The sequence below is a fragment of the Bacteroides celer genome (assembly GCF_002632415.2).
GTDB lineage: Bacteria > Bacteroidota > Bacteroidia > Bacteroidales > Bacteroidaceae > Bacteroides.
The window spans coordinates 2,653,011-2,668,037 of the sequence record NZ_CP178209.1 but is presented as its reverse complement, the minus strand read 5'-3'; the positions used below and the strand labels follow the sequence as shown (position 1 = coordinate 2,668,037).

17 protein-coding genes are annotated in these 15,027 nt (G+C 46.3%); 10 read left to right on the top strand and 7 right to left on the bottom strand.

The genetic code is table 11. The annotated features are described in order from the left end of the window. Positions 1-6: 6 nt before the first annotated feature. The 3 genes from CJF29_RS10730 to CJF29_RS10720 are packed head-to-tail and all read right to left on the bottom strand — an operon-like array spanning position 7 to position 1,362. Complete coding sequence (locus CJF29_RS10730) at positions 7-453, bottom strand: N-acetylmuramoyl-L-alanine amidase (RefSeq protein ID WP_099145791.1); 447 nt, start codon at positions 451-453, stop codon at positions 7-9. 4 nt (positions 454-457) lie between these two features. After that, a complete protein-coding gene (locus CJF29_RS10725; protein ID WP_074557172.1) occupies positions 458-763 on the bottom strand; it encodes a hypothetical protein in 306 nt (101 codons plus the stop codon). A 56-nt stretch (positions 764-819) separates the two neighbouring features. Next, positions 820-1,362: an HU family DNA-binding protein gene (locus CJF29_RS10720; RefSeq protein ID WP_099145792.1), complete on the bottom strand. Its 543-nt coding sequence runs from the start codon at positions 1,360-1,362 to the stop codon at positions 820-822. A 47-nt stretch (positions 1,363-1,409) separates the two neighbouring features. On the opposite strand from CJF29_RS10720, the gene CJF29_RS10715 reads away from it, so the two are divergent. Next, a complete protein-coding gene (locus tag CJF29_RS10715) occupies positions 1,410-1,559 on the top strand; it encodes a hypothetical protein (protein ID WP_181982438.1) in 150 nt (49 codons plus the stop codon). On the opposite strand, the gene CJF29_RS10710 is transcribed toward CJF29_RS10715, so the two are convergent. Further along, complete coding sequence (locus CJF29_RS10710) at positions 1,556-3,115, bottom strand: ATP-binding protein (protein ID WP_099145793.1); 1,560 nt, start codon at positions 3,113-3,115, stop codon at positions 1,556-1,558. The genes CJF29_RS10715 and CJF29_RS10710 overlap by 4 nt on opposite strands. Positions 3,116-3,295: 180 nt before the next feature. Between CJF29_RS10710 and CJF29_RS10705 the strand changes: the two genes are divergently transcribed. Further along, positions 3,296-3,553: a DUF4248 domain-containing protein gene (locus CJF29_RS10705; RefSeq protein ID WP_004300371.1), complete on the top strand. Its 258-nt coding sequence runs from the start codon at positions 3,296-3,298 to the stop codon at positions 3,551-3,553. A gap of 111 nt (positions 3,554-3,664) precedes the next feature. Here the strand turns inward: CJF29_RS10705 and CJF29_RS10700 are convergent, their stop codons facing one another. Genes CJF29_RS10700 through CJF29_RS10690 form a run of 3 tightly spaced genes read right to left on the bottom strand, consistent with a single transcriptional unit; the run spans position 3,665 to position 6,586 of the window. Then, positions 3,665-5,458, bottom strand: a complete 1,794-nt coding sequence (locus CJF29_RS10700; protein WP_099145794.1) for a bifunctional DNA primase/helicase — start codon at positions 5,456-5,458, stop codon at positions 3,665-3,667. Positions 5,459-5,474: 16 nt separating this feature from the next. After that, a complete protein-coding gene (locus tag CJF29_RS10695) occupies positions 5,475-5,630 on the bottom strand; it encodes a hypothetical protein (RefSeq protein ID WP_004300369.1) in 156 nt (51 codons plus the stop codon). Then, positions 5,618-6,586: a Lin1244/Lin1753 domain-containing protein gene (locus CJF29_RS10690; RefSeq protein ID WP_099145795.1), complete on the bottom strand. Its 969-nt coding sequence runs from the start codon at positions 6,584-6,586 to the stop codon at positions 5,618-5,620. Before CJF29_RS10690 ends, CJF29_RS10695 begins: the two co-directional genes overlap by 13 nt. 152 nt (positions 6,587-6,738) lie before the next feature. On the opposite strand from CJF29_RS10690, the gene CJF29_RS10685 reads away from it, so the two are divergent. From CJF29_RS10685 to CJF29_RS10650, 8 genes are all read left to right on the top strand, one after another. Then, on the top strand, positions 6,739-7,077 hold the full coding sequence (locus CJF29_RS10685) for a hypothetical protein (protein ID WP_074557165.1): 339 nt from the start codon (positions 6,739-6,741) through the stop codon (positions 7,075-7,077). A 74-nt stretch (positions 7,078-7,151) separates the two neighbouring features. Then, complete coding sequence (locus CJF29_RS10680) at positions 7,152-8,264, top strand: hypothetical protein (protein ID WP_099145796.1); 1,113 nt, start codon at positions 7,152-7,154, stop codon at positions 8,262-8,264. Continuing rightward, the gene (locus CJF29_RS10675) at positions 8,257-9,711 is read left to right on the top strand and encodes a lipopolysaccharide biosynthesis protein (RefSeq protein WP_099145797.1); all 1,455 of its coding nucleotides are present in this window, start codon (positions 8,257-8,259) and stop codon (positions 9,709-9,711) included. The genes CJF29_RS10680 and CJF29_RS10675 overlap by 8 nt, the downstream gene beginning before the upstream one ends. Positions 9,712-9,713: 2 nt before the next feature. Continuing rightward, entirely contained in the window at positions 9,714-10,625 is a 912-nt protein-coding gene (locus tag CJF29_RS10670) for an SP_1767 family glycosyltransferase (protein ID WP_099145798.1), read from the top strand. A gap of 45 nt (positions 10,626-10,670) precedes the next feature. Beyond that, on the top strand, positions 10,671-11,798 hold the full coding sequence (locus tag CJF29_RS10665) for a glycosyltransferase (protein ID WP_099145799.1): 1,128 nt from the start codon (positions 10,671-10,673) through the stop codon (positions 11,796-11,798). Positions 11,799-11,837: 39 nt separating this feature from the next. Beyond that, a complete protein-coding gene (locus tag CJF29_RS10660; protein ID WP_008999380.1) occupies positions 11,838-12,992 on the top strand; it encodes a glycosyltransferase family 4 protein in 1,155 nt (384 codons plus the stop codon). Between the two features lie 11 nt (positions 12,993-13,003). After that, complete coding sequence (locus CJF29_RS10655) at positions 13,004-14,158, top strand: glycosyltransferase family 4 protein (protein WP_008999379.1); 1,155 nt, start codon at positions 13,004-13,006, stop codon at positions 14,156-14,158. A gap of 14 nt (positions 14,159-14,172) precedes the next feature. After that, positions 14,173-15,027, top strand: a complete 855-nt coding sequence (locus CJF29_RS10650; protein WP_008999378.1) for a glycosyltransferase family 2 protein — start codon at positions 14,173-14,175, stop codon at positions 15,025-15,027.

Sequence of the window (15,027 nt, the reverse complement as noted above, 5' to 3'; positions counted from 1 at the left end):
ACTTTTTTAAGCATCCCACTCTTTTTTCACATCAAAGCACGGACACGCTTTAATCCACTCTTCGGGTTCGATCTCCCCGTTTCCATTCAGGTCGGGACTTAGATCGCGATGTCCGCAAATGCGACAACCAGGATAATCACGAAGTAGCGTCAGTATGAGTACGTGCATTGAATGAATCTGCCACTCGGTGCGTGTATCGGCAGGACGACCATGGCAGTCGAGTCCTCCCTCATAACAAATGCCAATACTGTTCTGGTTGTGTCCTTTTGCGTGCGCACCGATTCGTTCAATCTCACGGGTGGTCTTTATATCCCCATTTTTGCGGATATAAAAATGATAACCCGTCCCGTTGAAACCACGCCTACGGTGGCACACTTCCAAATCATCTTCCGTAAAATTCCTATCTACCCTTGAGGCGGAACAGTGGATCACAATCAAATTGATGGTTCGCATAAATTCATCCCTCCGTTTCAGTGACCATCTGTACTCGTTGCACACATTCCTTGCTGCTACACTGCAGAGCCGCAGCTTGCGTCAACTGTCCTCTCAACGAGAAAATCTCCGCGTGCATCTCTTTCACTTTCGAACTAAGGTCGAAATAATCCTTCAACACTTTCTCCAGCTGTTGCATCAGAAAAGTATATTGATCTTTCACCAGTTCGCTGAACTCTTTCATTTCTTGTGCCATCATCTGGCGCTTCTTACGACTATTGCCAAGAAAAGGCAGAATCGTCATGATGATTTCGATAATTTTATCTAACATTTTAATAGATTGAGATGATAAATTAATAAATTGAGAACAGAGTCAATCAAAGCGGTTTATGCTGCCGGATCCGGAGCTTCTCCTCCACCGCTACCACCACCGGGTTCTCCCCCATCGCCTTTACCATCATCATCGGAGCCGTCACCGCCGTTTCCTCCGGCAGCGGACTTCTTCTCCGTATACAATTCGAACATCATGTTATTATCCCCGCCACGAGTAGTTGCCGTGCTGTCATTGGCAAGACGCAATGAGTTGTCGACTTTGAAACGGAGATTGATGCGAGTGATATTTTTCACCGTACAATCCTTTTCCTGTTCCACACCCGGACAGGTCAGCGTGGTATAAAAAATACCCAGTCCATCCACTTTCACCTTATTCCCTGCCACAAGCACTTTTTTCATCGCACGGACAAAGGATTTCATCACATGCGACACGTCTTCCACCGAAAGCGACCCGATAGACTCGATTTCCTGTGCCAGTGAATCAATTGAATAGATTTTCGACTCCCCAGCCTTGGGCTTGAGAAGATACATCATCGGTGATTTATCATCACCGAGCCGTTTTCTGCGCTCGTAGCGCACAACTGTAACTGTTGCCATAATATAACTTGTTTCTACGAAAAGAAGTACATTCTCCCTTTCTGTTGATGAAACAAAGATACGACAACACGTTGACGACTTGCCGGATTGCACCGGACTACACCGGATTATGCCGGATTAAAACGGATTACACCGAATTATACAAATTATACCGGAATATGTGGAAATATGTAGGAATATGTAAGATCATTCCCTAGTTTTCAATGATCCATTCTCCAATAGTTCGCATACTACTGTCGAAATTAACTCCCACTTTAACGACTTTCCGATGATCTGCCTGATAAGGAATCGCATACTGTTTACTATTGATCTGTGCCAACGCTTCCTCAGGAGTACCGTCTACTTTGAATTCGAATACGTAGATAGCGTCCTGCATCTTTATCACAACATCGGCCCTGCCAACAGCGCTCTTCACTTCTGCATCCACATATTGCCCCATCAGCCGGAACAGCAGGTAGAAGATGGTCTGATAGTGTTTCTCCTCCTTATTATTCATATCATTGGGGATAGAGGCGAAAAATGATTTGATCCGCTCCATACATTGATCCAGATTGCCGACCCGTAAGTCTTTGATAAACGATACTACATAAAATGTATTCTCGCGAGCAGGCAAATGCACATAAGCCGGCATTAATGATTCGATAAAGCCTTTCCGAACTTCTTTGTTAGGATAAGCCAACGTATAGATCTGAAAATCCTGGTCATACTCTTTGATAGTGAGATAACCGCTTTGGTAAAGTACCGGAAGCGGGTCTGTAATGACATTGGTAGGTGCATCAAACTGCTCGGCAGTAGCCGAAACGCCATCCAGTTGACGAATATCGAAATCGCTTTGCTGCAAGATGTCTATCAGGAAAGTGGGAGTGCCGGTAGAGAACCAGAAATTGGCATATTTCTTTTGAGCAAATGCATTAAACAAACTAAACGGATTGTAAATGTCTTCACTATTTTCACTGAAATGATACCCATCATATTGTTGTTTCAAATGTATACAAGCTTCATCATACGTTTCACCGTTCGCCTCGGCCATCCTTCTTATATCTTCTTCCAACTGTGTACGCAATTCATTTTCCGTTATACCGCAAATGGCACTATAAGCATCTTGCATACTTATGTTCTGAAGATTGTTCAATTCACTAAAGATGCTCATCTGACTAAATTTACTGATACCGGTCAGAAAAAGAAAACGAAGATATTCTCCCTGCGCTTTCAACGGACTGAAAAAGTCGCGCATGATGCCACGTATTTCAGCTTGCAACTCCTCATTGTTGTTGCTATCCAACATAGGAGAATCATATTCGTCTACAAGTAACACAACCTGACGTCCGCTCTGCTCGTAAGCACGTTTGATAATACCTTTCAGACGGAGACTGAAAGTGTCTTCGCTCGTGTCACATCCGTAAATTCGTTCCCATTCCACCAAGCGATTGTTGATAGCGGAGCGCAGCATCCCCGCATTCATATACTTACTGATACTGAAATCAATATGCAACACGGGATAAACCGTCCAGTCTTTCTCCAACTGTTCCATCATCAGACCCTTAAACAGGTCTTTTTTACCAGAGAAATAGGCTGCAAGAGTGGAAACTAACAGACTCTTTCCAAAGCGTCGGGGACGGCTAAGAAAACAAGCCTTAGCCGAATTAGCCAAACGATAAATCAACTCTGTCTTATCAATATACACACAATTATCATTGCGTAGTCTCTCGAAACTCTGTATCCCTATCGGATAGCGTCTGAATGTTCCTTCCATCCTCTTTCTATGCTTTTAACGTGAAACATAAACAAAGATACAATAAATTTCAAGAATTGGCATTCTATTATTATCAATTCTTTTATGAATACGCCCGAACATCTGCTCTCAAAATTTGCCTATTCCACTAAAAATGAGTAACTTTACTTCAAATACAACAACCTAAAAGCACAACTATAAATGAAAACAAAAAACAAGATTCTCCCCGAACAAGAAGAAGAAAAAACATTCCAATACCGCACCTATGGGAAAGGCGAACTTGCCTTGTTATACCTCCCCAATATCCTGCAACAAAGCGCAGTAGACCGATTCAACGAATGGATTGAAGCTGCACCCGGACTAAAAGAACGGCTCCTGGCCACCGGCATGAATCCACGCGCCAGATACTACACTCCCGCACAAGTAAGGCTCATCATCGAAGTGCTACAAGAACCCTAATTAAAGTATCAAGTATTAGGTATCAAGTATTAACCGTGGTAAACACATCACAACAACGGATAACATCATAATGCTTAACATCATAATACTTAATACTTGATACCTAACACCCTAAAACAGTTCTTTTTCAGGTAGCCAGCAGGAGTTGTCGAACATCGTATTTCGGACACGCTGGTCAGCGGAGAGAGAAGGGTCATGAGATTCTTCACAGGGCAGGTATCGTCCGCTTACGGGATCGTAGACAAAGGATGCCATTCCACCGACACCAAGATGCTTGAATTTCACCTTGTCCACATATACGCGGGTGACACCAACCTCCTTGTCACGTTCCACAATGATACCGTAATCCGCTTTGTTATAGAAATCGGCAGAGCCGTTGATGTCGTACATTTCCACACGAGGGGTAATGCCCGTGACAGGATTACGGTTCATTTTACGAGGATGGACTACAACCACGAGCAGGCAATTATGTTGCACTGCAAATTCTGTAAATTTATTCAACAGGTTGGAAATATATTGCGTTTCCGTCTGTCCCGGTTGCGGGTTGTGGTCGAAACGGTTGAGCGGGTCGAAGACAATAATGCGGCAGCCGCGGCGGACAACGAGTTCATGAGCCTTGGCCAGTACACGATCCGGAGAAACATTACCTTTCAGAGAGATATGAGAGACGTTTTCAGTCAGAAAATCTTCCGAGTTCGCAAGGAGTCCCTCCGTCATGCCACAGCCGTTTTGAAAACGGTGTCCGGTGAGTTTCTCAATCAGTTTGCGGAGATGATAGACGATAGGGGTATTTTCCGGGCTAAAGAACCCGATTTTCCATTGATGCCGCAGGCAGAGACGCAACACCAATTCGTCCACCCACTCGGATTTTCCTGCACCGGGAACTCCGGTGACGTAGACACTTCGCCCACGTTCATACGTGCAGATCTTATCCATCTCCTCCCATCCCGTTTCCGCTCCGGGACCGAAGCCGTTGTCGAAAAGAGCCCGCAGATCGTCATGCAAGTCGGCAGCGGTGAAGATCCCTTCGAGCGGAACTTCTGCTGCCTGTTCGATGGCGATACGGAGACTGGCGATACCATATTTGCAGAGATGCTCGTTGGCATCTTTACACTCCGGACCGTAAGTCACCACCCGGCAGCGTTCAGCCCCTAGCCGATTGATGAGTTCATTGCGCAACCGGATTCCAGCAGAATCGGCATCAACGGCAATGATGATTTCTTTCAGGTCCTCGAAGTGCGTCTCCATAAAACGGTCGAGCCAGGAGAGGTTCGAATTGGCTCCGGCCGGCACGGAGATGACACTTTGAAATCCGGCGGCGATGGAGGAAGCAGCATCCAGTTCGCCCTCGTGGATGATGCAGGAGGTCTGCCCCACAATGGAGTCGATGTTGTAGGGAATCAGTTCGGCACCCTGCACCATTTTGAACAGTTTCGGGAGAGCGCGAAATTTGGTGTTTATCAGTTGCTCCCCTTCAAAATAGTTGAAACAGATGCAACGTTCCTTTTTGCCGGATTGCGGCATAAATTCTTCCTGTTCGGTGATGCGTAGGGCAGCTATGACGGACTGCGGGATGCAACGCGTCTCCACCAGCCAACGCTCCGTGTCTTCGGAAAGCGTGGTTTTCGAGGCATCAAACACTGGACGCTGAAAATGCTGCGGAATGGCTGCCGCACGACGCTTGCGGGCTACCGCACGTTCGGCATTCTTGCGCTCTTCCACATCATCGGGAACATAAAAATCAGCGCCACAATGATAACAGTGACAGTGGCCCGTGTCGACGTTGACACGTAGCGAACGGTCGCGCTTATTCTTGCGGGTAGGAAGACATTTTTTACAAATCGTCTTGAGGACTCCACTCGATTTACCGTGGATGTCGACATCATAGTTGGCAAAATTTCTCATATTTTTTTCCTTTTTTCTAATTAAAAAATAGTTTAAAATAATCATTCACACGCAGAGGACTTACCTGCCGGACGAGTGTCTGCCACCTGCCGGACGAGCTTCCGTTACCTGCCAGACGAACATCAACAACCTGCCGGACGAAGCCAGTCATCTGCCGGATTAATGCGCCCATCTTTTCTTCACATCATCCCACACAGCCGATGCATCGGGACGTGGCGGCGCATCAACCGGAATAAGATGTCCCAGATACGTTCGCCGCCCGTCGACGACGCTTTCAAAGCGGTTTACATCCTTGTCGACCGTATTCTCAAGCTCTTTCAGCAAGGTTTCCCTCAACGTGCGGCAAGTAACGGAACCGGCCGCGATATAATTTGAAAAATACCGTTTCACGTCCTCCGGGAAAAGCAGTCCGGCTCCCTTGTCATAAAGGCGGATATGTTTTTTGAAGATTTCCAGAATAAGTTTTTGATGGTCAACAAAGAGCTTTCCCAAACCGGAATGTTGCCCGGCCAATTCCATATATGACTGGAAAGTAGAAAGTTGGTCCACCAACTTTTCCCAAGGCAACACGGGTTGTAACGGGCCATGATTGCCTTCATCCGCCAAACGGCTCACAAGAGACGTTTTTTTTATATTACTACTGTTATTATTTACAACAGAAATATTTCCTTTACTCTCCTCTTCTTTACTCTCCTCTTCTCTACTCTTCTGGTTTTCATTGGCTTTTCTCCCTTTATCGACGGGCGTTTCAGCACGTTCTACCACCTTTTTCGGACGCCCTCCTTTTTTACCGTTTTCGCTATTCGTTTTCCGCTTCTCTTCCAAGCTTTTCATCACCCTATCCAAGTAGGAAGAACGAAACATCTGCCGTTCCTCATCCACTTCGAAGAGATCGAATTCGCGAAGCACCCGCTCCACCGCCACTTCATCCATATCATACCGCCGGGCCATAGCCTTCAGTAAAACCGGTTTGCACGACGCCTCGTAAGCATCTTTAGTGCGCAGATGCAACAGCAACATCACATAAATTCCGAGTGCTTCCGCAGCATTCATCTCCGACATCATACTGGCAATATTGTCGTCATTCAACAAATTTACCTCCAAATTGAAATACTGATCTTTCTTCATTTTCAATCATCATTTATTCATTATTCCACATTTAATACTTCCGGGGCGCAAAGGTGCGAAATGTATTTTATTCCAGCTATCGCAAAAATGAGAGTTGGATTATATATTTTTTATCAGACCTTTGCCAAATATTATTAATAACCCCAAACAATATGGATACAAAACGCAACCAAACTTTGGAAGAAATAGAAGAAAATAAAATAGTAAGCGAGCATTATCAGAACAGAATAAAGCTGATAAAAGAGCTCCTGAATACGTCACAGCTAGCCACAGTAGAGCTCTGCGTGCATATCAACATCAGTGAAGCCTCCTACTACCGTTACATAAATTTCACCAGCTATATGAAAGCAGCCATTTTCATACATGCTTGCATCTTTCTCAAGCAATATATCGAAAGTCACCACATTCCTTATACCCAAGAAGAAAAACGGCTTATAAAAACATTAGACCTGTTTCAGATTTCCTCAAATAGCAACTTAAACTGCAATTAAAACACAGAAAAGGAGAAACTTATCATAAGTTTTATTACATTTGCAATGTAATAAAGGTCTTTAAAACTTAAAAAATGAGTGATAGCGAAACAGACAGCCAATCAATAAAAGCACTGATCGTATTCAGAGAAAACGGAGAAACCGACAATCTATTTGTTCCTATCTTATGCGATGCTATCAGAATGGCCGGAATCGACGTGCGATGTTCCACAAAAGAGTTTTGGGAATCGGATAAGCATTATGATATCATCCATTTCCAATGGCCGGAGGAGGTAGTGGGATGGACATGCGAAGACCCCGACGTCATCCGCCGACTGAAAGAACGTATTGCCTTTTTCCGCTCGCGGGGGGCTCATTTCATATACACACGACACAACATCCGCCCCCACTATGCAAATGATATCATCAGCCGGGCCTACGACATCATCGAATCGGAAAGTGACATCGTGGTACACATGGGACATTACAGCCAGACGGAATTCATGCAAAAATATCCCGACAGCCGGAATGTCATCATCCCGCACCACATCTACCAATATACCTACAAGGAAGATATCAGCATAGAGAGCGCGCGCCAATATCTGAACCTCCCACAAGAAGCATTCATCGTCACCGCCTTCGGAAAGTTCCGCAACCGGGAAGAAAGACGCATGGTGCTCGGAGCTTTCCGTGCCTGGGACGAGGAGCACAAGATGCTGCTGGCTCCCCGCCTCTACCCTTTCTCGAGACGCAACAGCTATGGCAGGAATTTCATCAAACGATGGATCTCAAAAGCCGGATACTATCTGCTCATGCCGCTGCTCAACCGTATGTATAAACTACAGGCAGGAGCCAACGACGAACTGATAGACAACTGCGATCTGCCCTACTATATGGCTGCTTCAGACGTGATATTCATCCAGCGGAAAGATATACTGAATTCGGGCAATGTCCCCCTCGCCTTCCTCTACCACAAAGTCGTGGTGGGTCCCAAGGTGGGAAACATCGGCGAACTGCTTTCCGAAACCGGCAACCCGACTTTCGATCCCGACGACAAAAAAGACATCCTGCGAGCACTCGAAGAAGCCCGCCGGCTTGCCGCATGGGGACAAGGGGAAGTGAATTACACATACGGTATGGAAAACATGAGCATCCGCAAAGTGGGACAAGCATATGCGCAAACATATAAACAGGCAATCAATGGCTAATAACATTAAGAGTCAATTATTTTCGGGGGTATTTTACACAGCGCTGGCCAAATACAGTGGCGTCCTCATATCCCTTGTTGTGGCGGGAATTCTGGCCCGTCTGCTATCACCGGACGACTTCGGCATCGTAGCTGTTGCCACCGTAATCATCGCCTTCTTCAATCTTCTCACCGACATGGGAGTGTCTCCCGCCATCGTGCAGCACAAATCGCTGACTAAAGATGATTTGTCGGACATCTTCTCATTTACTATATGGACGGGCATCGGAATCAGCATCCTGTTTTTCGCTTCTTCGTGGATCATCGCCGATTACTACCAAAGTGACACCCTGCGCATCCTGTGCCAACTGCTGTCCGTCAACCTGTTCTTCGCCTCCGCCACCATTGTGCCGGGAGCCATGTTCTACCGGAACAAAGAATTTAAATTCATTGCTATCCGTAGCTTCGTCATTCAGATTTCGGCAGGTGCAGCCGCGGTAACCGCCGCCCTCTGCGGAGCAGGATTGTACGCATTGATTATCAATCCAATCGTATCCAGCGTACTGATCTTCGTGATTTCCTTTCAGCGTTATCCACAACGGTTGCGTTTCACACTCGGACTGACGGTACTCCGAAAGATATTTTCCTATTCCGCCTATCAATTCCTGTTCAATGTCATCAACTATTTCAGCCGCAATCTGGACAAACTGCTGATTGGTAAATATATGAGTATGTCCGATCTGGGATATTACGAAAAATCGTATCGCTTGATGATGCTGCCCTTGCAGAATATCACGCAGGTAATCACTCCGGTGATGCACCCTATCTTCAGCGATTTCCAGAATGACAAGGGAAAACTGTTGAGTTCCTACGAACGCATCGTCCGTTTCCTCGCCTTTATCGGTCTGCCGCTTAGCGTGCTGCTTTTCTTCACGGCAGAGGAAGTGACGCTTATTATTTTCGGCGATCAATGGATGCCGTCCGTACCCGTGTTCCGGATACTGTCGCTCTCCGTAGGGATTCAGATTATACTCTCTTCGTCCGGCTCCATCTTTCAGGCGGCAGGCGATACACGAAGTTTGTTTGTGTGCGGAGTGTTTTCGTCCGCATTCAACGTGGCGGGAATTCTGCTCGGCATCTTCCATTTCGGAACCCTGACAGCAGTGGCCAGTTGCATTGTGGTGACATTCACCATCAACTTCATACAGTGTTATTGGCAGATGTACCGGGTGACCTTCCGGCAAAGTGCCTGGCCGTTCATCCGTCAGCTTATTTCTCCGTTGGTGATTAGCATTTTGATAGCATTAGCCCTCATTCCAATGCAATATGCACTGGAAGGGATGAATATTTTTGTGACAATTATTGCTAAAGGTATCGTTAGTTTTATTATCTTTGGCATTTATATACAGATGACGCATGAGTATGACATTATCGGTAAAGTGCGGTCGTTAAGAAAAAAAAGTCTATAGCTATGAATATACGCAACATTTTTATAACGCTACGTTATAAAATAAAGTATGGCAGCACCGTGGAATGGTACAATTTTTGGTACATCGTCTTGCGGAAAAAGAGAAAAATCACACCGCAAGTAGCATCCATCGACGAAACGATACGTAAAATCATCGACGACCGTTGCTCTGTCAGTCGTTTTGGCGACGGTGAAGTGTTGCTCACCAGTCCGGAAAAGGAAATCCGTTTCCAGAAAGGTGATCCGTTATTGGCTAAAAGACTGACCGAAGTGCTGCAAAGTCACGAAGAAGGACATATTGTCTGCATCTCCGACGCATTCCGCGATTTGTATCGCTACAATCGCAAAAGTCGCCGGTTCTGGAGGACTCATTTTTATCTGTACGGTTCGTGGTGGGACCGTCTGCTAATAGCGGGACGAAAATATTACAATACATTCGTCACCCGTCCGTATATGGATTTTGCCCGCAAGGAAGATTCCGCCCGATGGTTTCACGACATGAAGGGCATTTGGGACAACCGGGACATCGTCTTCATCGAAGGGGAGAAAAGCCGGCTTGGAGTGGGCAACGATCTTTTCGACAATGCCCGGAGCATCCGGCGTATTCTTTGTCCGCCCAGAGATGCATTCGAACGCCTGGAAGACATCAAGCGGGAGGCCTGCAAAGTAGAAAAAGAAGCATTGTTTCTTATTGCCCTCGGTCCCGCAGCCACTGTGTTGGCCTACGATTTGTTTAAAGCCGGTTATCAGGCCATCGACGTTGGTCATGTGGACGTAGAGTATGAATGGTGGCGGATGGGAGCCCATAAAAAAGTGAAACTGGAACGAAAATATGTCAACGAAACTGCCATTGGCAGCGAAGTGGCGGATGCCGGAGAAGAATACCGGAAACAAATCATCGCCCAAATCGTTTGAGGAAGAAAAAACAGAATAAACAATTATTGAATACTGAAAATAAGAATGAAAGCTCTTTTCCTTATATTTCACGGCTTCAATGAGGCCAACGGAATTAGTAAGAAGATACGTTATCAGGTGAAAGCCCTCAAAGATTGTGGAGTGGATGTTCGCTTGTGTCATTATGATGTGACCTCTTATGGCGAACGGCGTTGGATGGTGGATGACGAAGTGATCGCCGATTTCGGCACGGGCTTTGCCGCAAAGATTTGGAAACGTGTCTACTACTCTCCTATTCTTGACTATGCACGCCGCGAAGGAATCGACTTTGTATATATGCGCTCTTTTCACAATGCCAGTCCGTTCACCCTCCGGCTGGTGAAGTCGTTGAAACGTACAGGCGCAAAAGTGGTGATGGAAATTCCTACTTATCCTTACGATCAGGAGTACGTCACCCGTTCCATGAAATTTCATCTAGCCATCGACCGCTGTTTCCGTCACAAGCTGGCAAAGGCTCTGGACGGTATTGTCACTTTCTCCAATGCGGAAGAAATATTTGGCGGAAACACCATACGCATCTCCAACGGAATTGATTTTGAAGCGATTCCGATGAAGCAGCAGCAGAATGACACTTCGAAAGAGTTGCACTTGATCGGAGTGGCGGAAGTGCACTACTGGCACGGCTTCGACCGCCTTGTGCGCGGATTGGCAGATTATTACCGCAGCAATCCGGAATATAAAGTATATTTCCATATTGTAGGCCCGCTGTCCGGCGAACGGGAACGGGCGGGGATCTTGCCTGTTGTCCGTGACAACCATCTCGAACCGTATGTTCTTCTGCATGGTCCTTTGCATGGCGACGAACTGGATGCGATGTTCGAAAAAGCAGATTTTGCCATTGGCAGCCTGGGACGCCACCGCAGCGGAATTACGTATATCAAAACGTTGAAAAACCGCGAGTATGCCGCACGTGGCTTCGCGTTCACTTACTCGGAAACCGACGACGACTTCGACCACATGCCGTATGTATGGAAGGTGGAACCCGACGAATCTCCGGTGGATATTCAAGGACTGATCGACTTCCGGAAGACCCTGAAAATGACGCCTGCCGAGATACGCGAATCGGTCTGCCCGCTATCGTGGAAGACGCAAATGCAGAAAGTGATCGACGCCATAAAGACCAAAGATAAATAAGCAAAAACACAATTAATAACAAACAATATTCTGATAAACATGAAAATAGCCTACTGCATCCCTTCGCTCGATTACCCCAGTGGCATGGAACGGGTACTGACACTGAAAGCAAACTACTTTGCCGAAGTGTTCGGTTATGAAATACATATATTCCTGACAGACGGTGAAGGACGGAAGCCTTATTATGAGTTGCATCCATCTATCACGGTACACCAAATGGATATTAATTATTCGCATCTGAATAATTTACCTCTTTATAAGAAGATTCCTCAATATATGGCGAAACAGAAGTTGTTCAGAAACAAACTGAATGAACACCTGTGCCGGATCAAACCGGATATCACTATCTCTCTGTTACGGCGTGACATCAACTTTATCAATAAGTTGACGGACGGCAGTGCCAAACTGGGTGAGATACATTTCAACAAGTCTAATTACAGGGATTTCAGCAACAGCCGTCTGCCCTCTTTCATACGCGCTATCGTCAGAAAATTCTGGAGAATCCAACTCATCCGGCAACTTCGCCAGCTGAAGCGTTTTATCGTATTGAGCCATGAGGATGCCCGTGAATGGACTGAATTGGATAATGTGGAGGTGATCTACAATCCTCTTCCTTTCTTCCCCGAACAAGTGTCCGACGGTAACCGCAAACAGGTGATAGCCGCGGGACGTTATGTGCCGCAGAAAGGATTCGACCGTTTAATCCCTGCCTGGCAACTTGTTGCCCGAAAGCATCCGGACTGGGTGTTGCGTATTTACGGGGATGGTATGCGGGCGGAACTTCAACAGTTGATTGATTCTTTGGGAATCACTTCCAGTTGTATTCTCGAACCTACCGTGCCGAATATTGTTGAAAAATATTGCGAAAGTTCTGTTTTCGTGCTTTCCTCCCGCTTTGAGGGGTTCGGAATGGTGATTATTGAAGCAATGGCCTGTGGTGTGCCGCCGGTATCGTTCACCTGTCCGTGCGGTCCGCGCGACATCATCGACGACGGAAAGGACGGGTTGCTGGTGGAAGATGGGAATATAGAAGAATTGGCGGAGAAGATCTGCTATCTGATTGAAAACGAAGAAACCCGCAAGGAAATGGGACGACAGGCACGCGTGGATGTGCAACGGTTTAAGATAGAAAATATTGCCGAGCAATGGAAACAGTTGTTCGAAAGTCTGGTTCCCCCGGTAAAAACAACCTAAAACGCCCGATCATGAAAATCGCATACTACTTACCTTCGCTTTATGCTCCCGGTGGTTTGGAGCGTATCGTCACTTTTAAGGCTAACTATCTGGCCGAACATTGTGAGGGGTATGAGGTGTATATCATCACGTCGGAACAACGGGACAGGCAAATTCATTTTGCTCTTTCGCCAAAGGTGAAGCATATAGACCTGGATGTAGCGTTCGACTGGCCGTTCAATCAGTCGACGATTGGCAAATTGCTGAAATATCCTTTCCGTTATCATAAATTCCGCAAGCGTTTCACGCGTCTATTGATGGAAATACGGCCGGATATCACGCTTTCAACGATACGCCGGGAGGTGAAGTTTATTCATTCCATCGCGGATGGGAGCAAAAAGGTGGGTGAGTTTCATGTCACACGCTATTCCTATGGGGTAGGCAAAGGAGGGTTCTTTGGCAATATGATGCAGAAGAGGTGGGATAATGAACTGCAAGGGAATTTAAGAAAGTTGGATCAATTTGTGGTTCTCACGCATGAGGAGGCTGCTTTCTGGCCTGAACTGAATAATATCCGTGTCATCCCGAATCCTATTATTACGCAGACAGAGCGTTTTTCGGAATGTACTTCGCATCAAGTGATCGCTGTGGGGAGGTATGCTCCTCAAAAGGGGTTTGATTTATTGATAGAAGCCTGGAATATAATTGCTAAAAAATACCCGACGTGGAAATTACGCATTTACGGGGATGGTTCGTTAAGAGATTCTTTCCAGCAAAGAATTGACGAACTGGGTATGACGGACTCATGTATACTGGAGCACACGGTGTCTAATATTGTAGATAAGTATTGCGAAAGTTCGATTTTCGTCCTCTCCTCGCGTTTCGAGGGGTTCGGAATGGTGATTACCGAGGCCATGTCATGTGGTGTGCCGCCTATTTCTTTCGACTGTCCGTGCGGACCGAAAGATATTATCGACGACGGAAAAGATGGTTTGTTGGTTGAAAACGGGAACATAGAAGAGTTGGCGGAAAAAATCGCTTATCTGATAGAGAATGAGAAGGTACGTATGGATATGGGAAAACAGGCTTGTATGAATGTCCAACGCTTCCAAATGGAAAATATTGTAAAACAGTGGAAAGGATTGTTTGAGGAACTGACCAACAACAGTCAACAGCCGCAAAATTGATAAATTGATAGCTCATGGAATGGTATTCTAAGTATTTACAGGTATATGAGAAACCTTTTGCGGAAGCTCCGCAAGCCGTTATCGAGGAAGTACGCCGCAATCTGGCCGGATTGCAGAGTAACGAACCGCTTGTCACTGTATCGCTCATCGGATACAATGAGGAAAAACATCTGCTCGCCTGTCTCTGGTCGTTGAGCGAGATGCAATGTAAATATCCTGTAGAAATCATTGGTGTGGACAACGAATCGAAGGATCGCACAGCGGAGATTTACGAGGCTTGCGGTGTGCCTTATTTCACGGAAACGCAACATAGTTGTGGTTTTGCCCGTCTCTGCGGACTGAACCATGCCCGTGGAAAATATCATATCAACATTGATTCTGACACGATGTATCCGGCAAAGTATGTGGAAACGATGGTGGATGCGCTCGAAAAGCCGGGTGTAGTGGCTGTCAGCTCGCTTTGGAGTTATATTCCTGACAAGGATCATTCTTGGATGGGGCTGAAAATCTATGAGGCTGCACGCGACTTGCATTTATGGTTGCAGTCTTTCAAGCGTCCGGAGCTTAGTGTGCGCGGACTGGTATTTGCTTACCGGACGGAGTATGCGAGGAAAACGGGAATTCGCACGGATATTATCCGCGGCGAAGACGGGTATCTGGCTTTGCAGCTCAAGCAATTTGGAAAGATTGCATTTGTACGGAAAAGACGTGCGCGTGCCGTGACGGGGTACGGGACGGTGGGAGCCGACGGAACTTTGTTCAATAGTTTCAAGGTGCGTGTCGTCAGCAGATTGAAAGGAATCGGAGGACTTTTTACCAAGAAGAAGGAATATAAGGATGAGGAGAGTAATCTTGTAAAAAAGAAGTAA

Bases quoted from the DNA above. Each gene is read 5' to 3' on its own strand.
- CJF29_RS10725 (WP_074557172.1), bottom strand. From the start codon at position 763: ATGTTAGATAAAATTATCGAAATCATCATGACGATTCTGCCTTTTCTT.
- CJF29_RS10680 (WP_099145796.1), top strand. From the start codon at position 7,152: ATGAGTGATAGCGAAACAGACAGCCAATCAATAAAAGCACTGATCGTA.
- CJF29_RS10715 (WP_181982438.1), top strand. From the start codon at position 1,410: ATGAAACAAAGATACGACAACACGTTGACGACTTGCCGGATTGCACCG.
- CJF29_RS10700 (WP_099145794.1), bottom strand. From the start codon at position 5,458: ATGAGAAATTTTGCCAACTATGATGTCGACATCCACGGTAAATCGAGT.
- CJF29_RS10660 (WP_008999380.1), top strand. From the start codon at position 11,838: ATGAAAATAGCCTACTGCATCCCTTCGCTCGATTACCCCAGTGGCATG.
- CJF29_RS10685 (WP_074557165.1), top strand. From the start codon at position 6,739: ATGGATACAAAACGCAACCAAACTTTGGAAGAAATAGAAGAAAATAAA.
- CJF29_RS10710 (WP_099145793.1), bottom strand. From the start codon at position 3,115: ATGGAAGGAACATTCAGACGCTATCCGATAGGGATACAGAGTTTCGAG.
- CJF29_RS10705 (WP_004300371.1), top strand. From the start codon at position 3,296: ATGAAAACAAAAAACAAGATTCTCCCCGAACAAGAAGAAGAAAAAACA.
- CJF29_RS10670 (WP_099145798.1), top strand. From the start codon at position 9,714: ATGAATATACGCAACATTTTTATAACGCTACGTTATAAAATAAAGTAT.
- CJF29_RS10665 (WP_099145799.1), top strand. From the start codon at position 10,671: ATGAAAGCTCTTTTCCTTATATTTCACGGCTTCAATGAGGCCAACGGA.
- CJF29_RS10690 (WP_099145795.1), bottom strand. From the start codon at position 6,586: ATGAAGAAAGATCAGTATTTCAATTTGGAGGTAAATTTGTTGAATGAC.
- CJF29_RS10730 (WP_099145791.1), bottom strand. From the start codon at position 453: ATGCGAACCATCAATTTGATTGTGATCCACTGTTCCGCCTCAAGGGTA.
- CJF29_RS10720 (WP_099145792.1), bottom strand. From the start codon at position 1,362: ATGGCAACAGTTACAGTTGTGCGCTACGAGCGCAGAAAACGGCTCGGT.
- CJF29_RS10695 (WP_004300369.1), bottom strand. From the start codon at position 5,630: ATGGGCGCATTAATCCGGCAGATGACTGGCTTCGTCCGGCAGGTTGTT.
- CJF29_RS10675 (WP_099145797.1), top strand. From the start codon at position 8,257: ATGGCTAATAACATTAAGAGTCAATTATTTTCGGGGGTATTTTACACA.
- CJF29_RS10655 (WP_008999379.1), top strand. From the start codon at position 13,004: ATGAAAATCGCATACTACTTACCTTCGCTTTATGCTCCCGGTGGTTTG.
- CJF29_RS10650 (WP_008999378.1), top strand. From the start codon at position 14,173: ATGGAATGGTATTCTAAGTATTTACAGGTATATGAGAAACCTTTTGCG.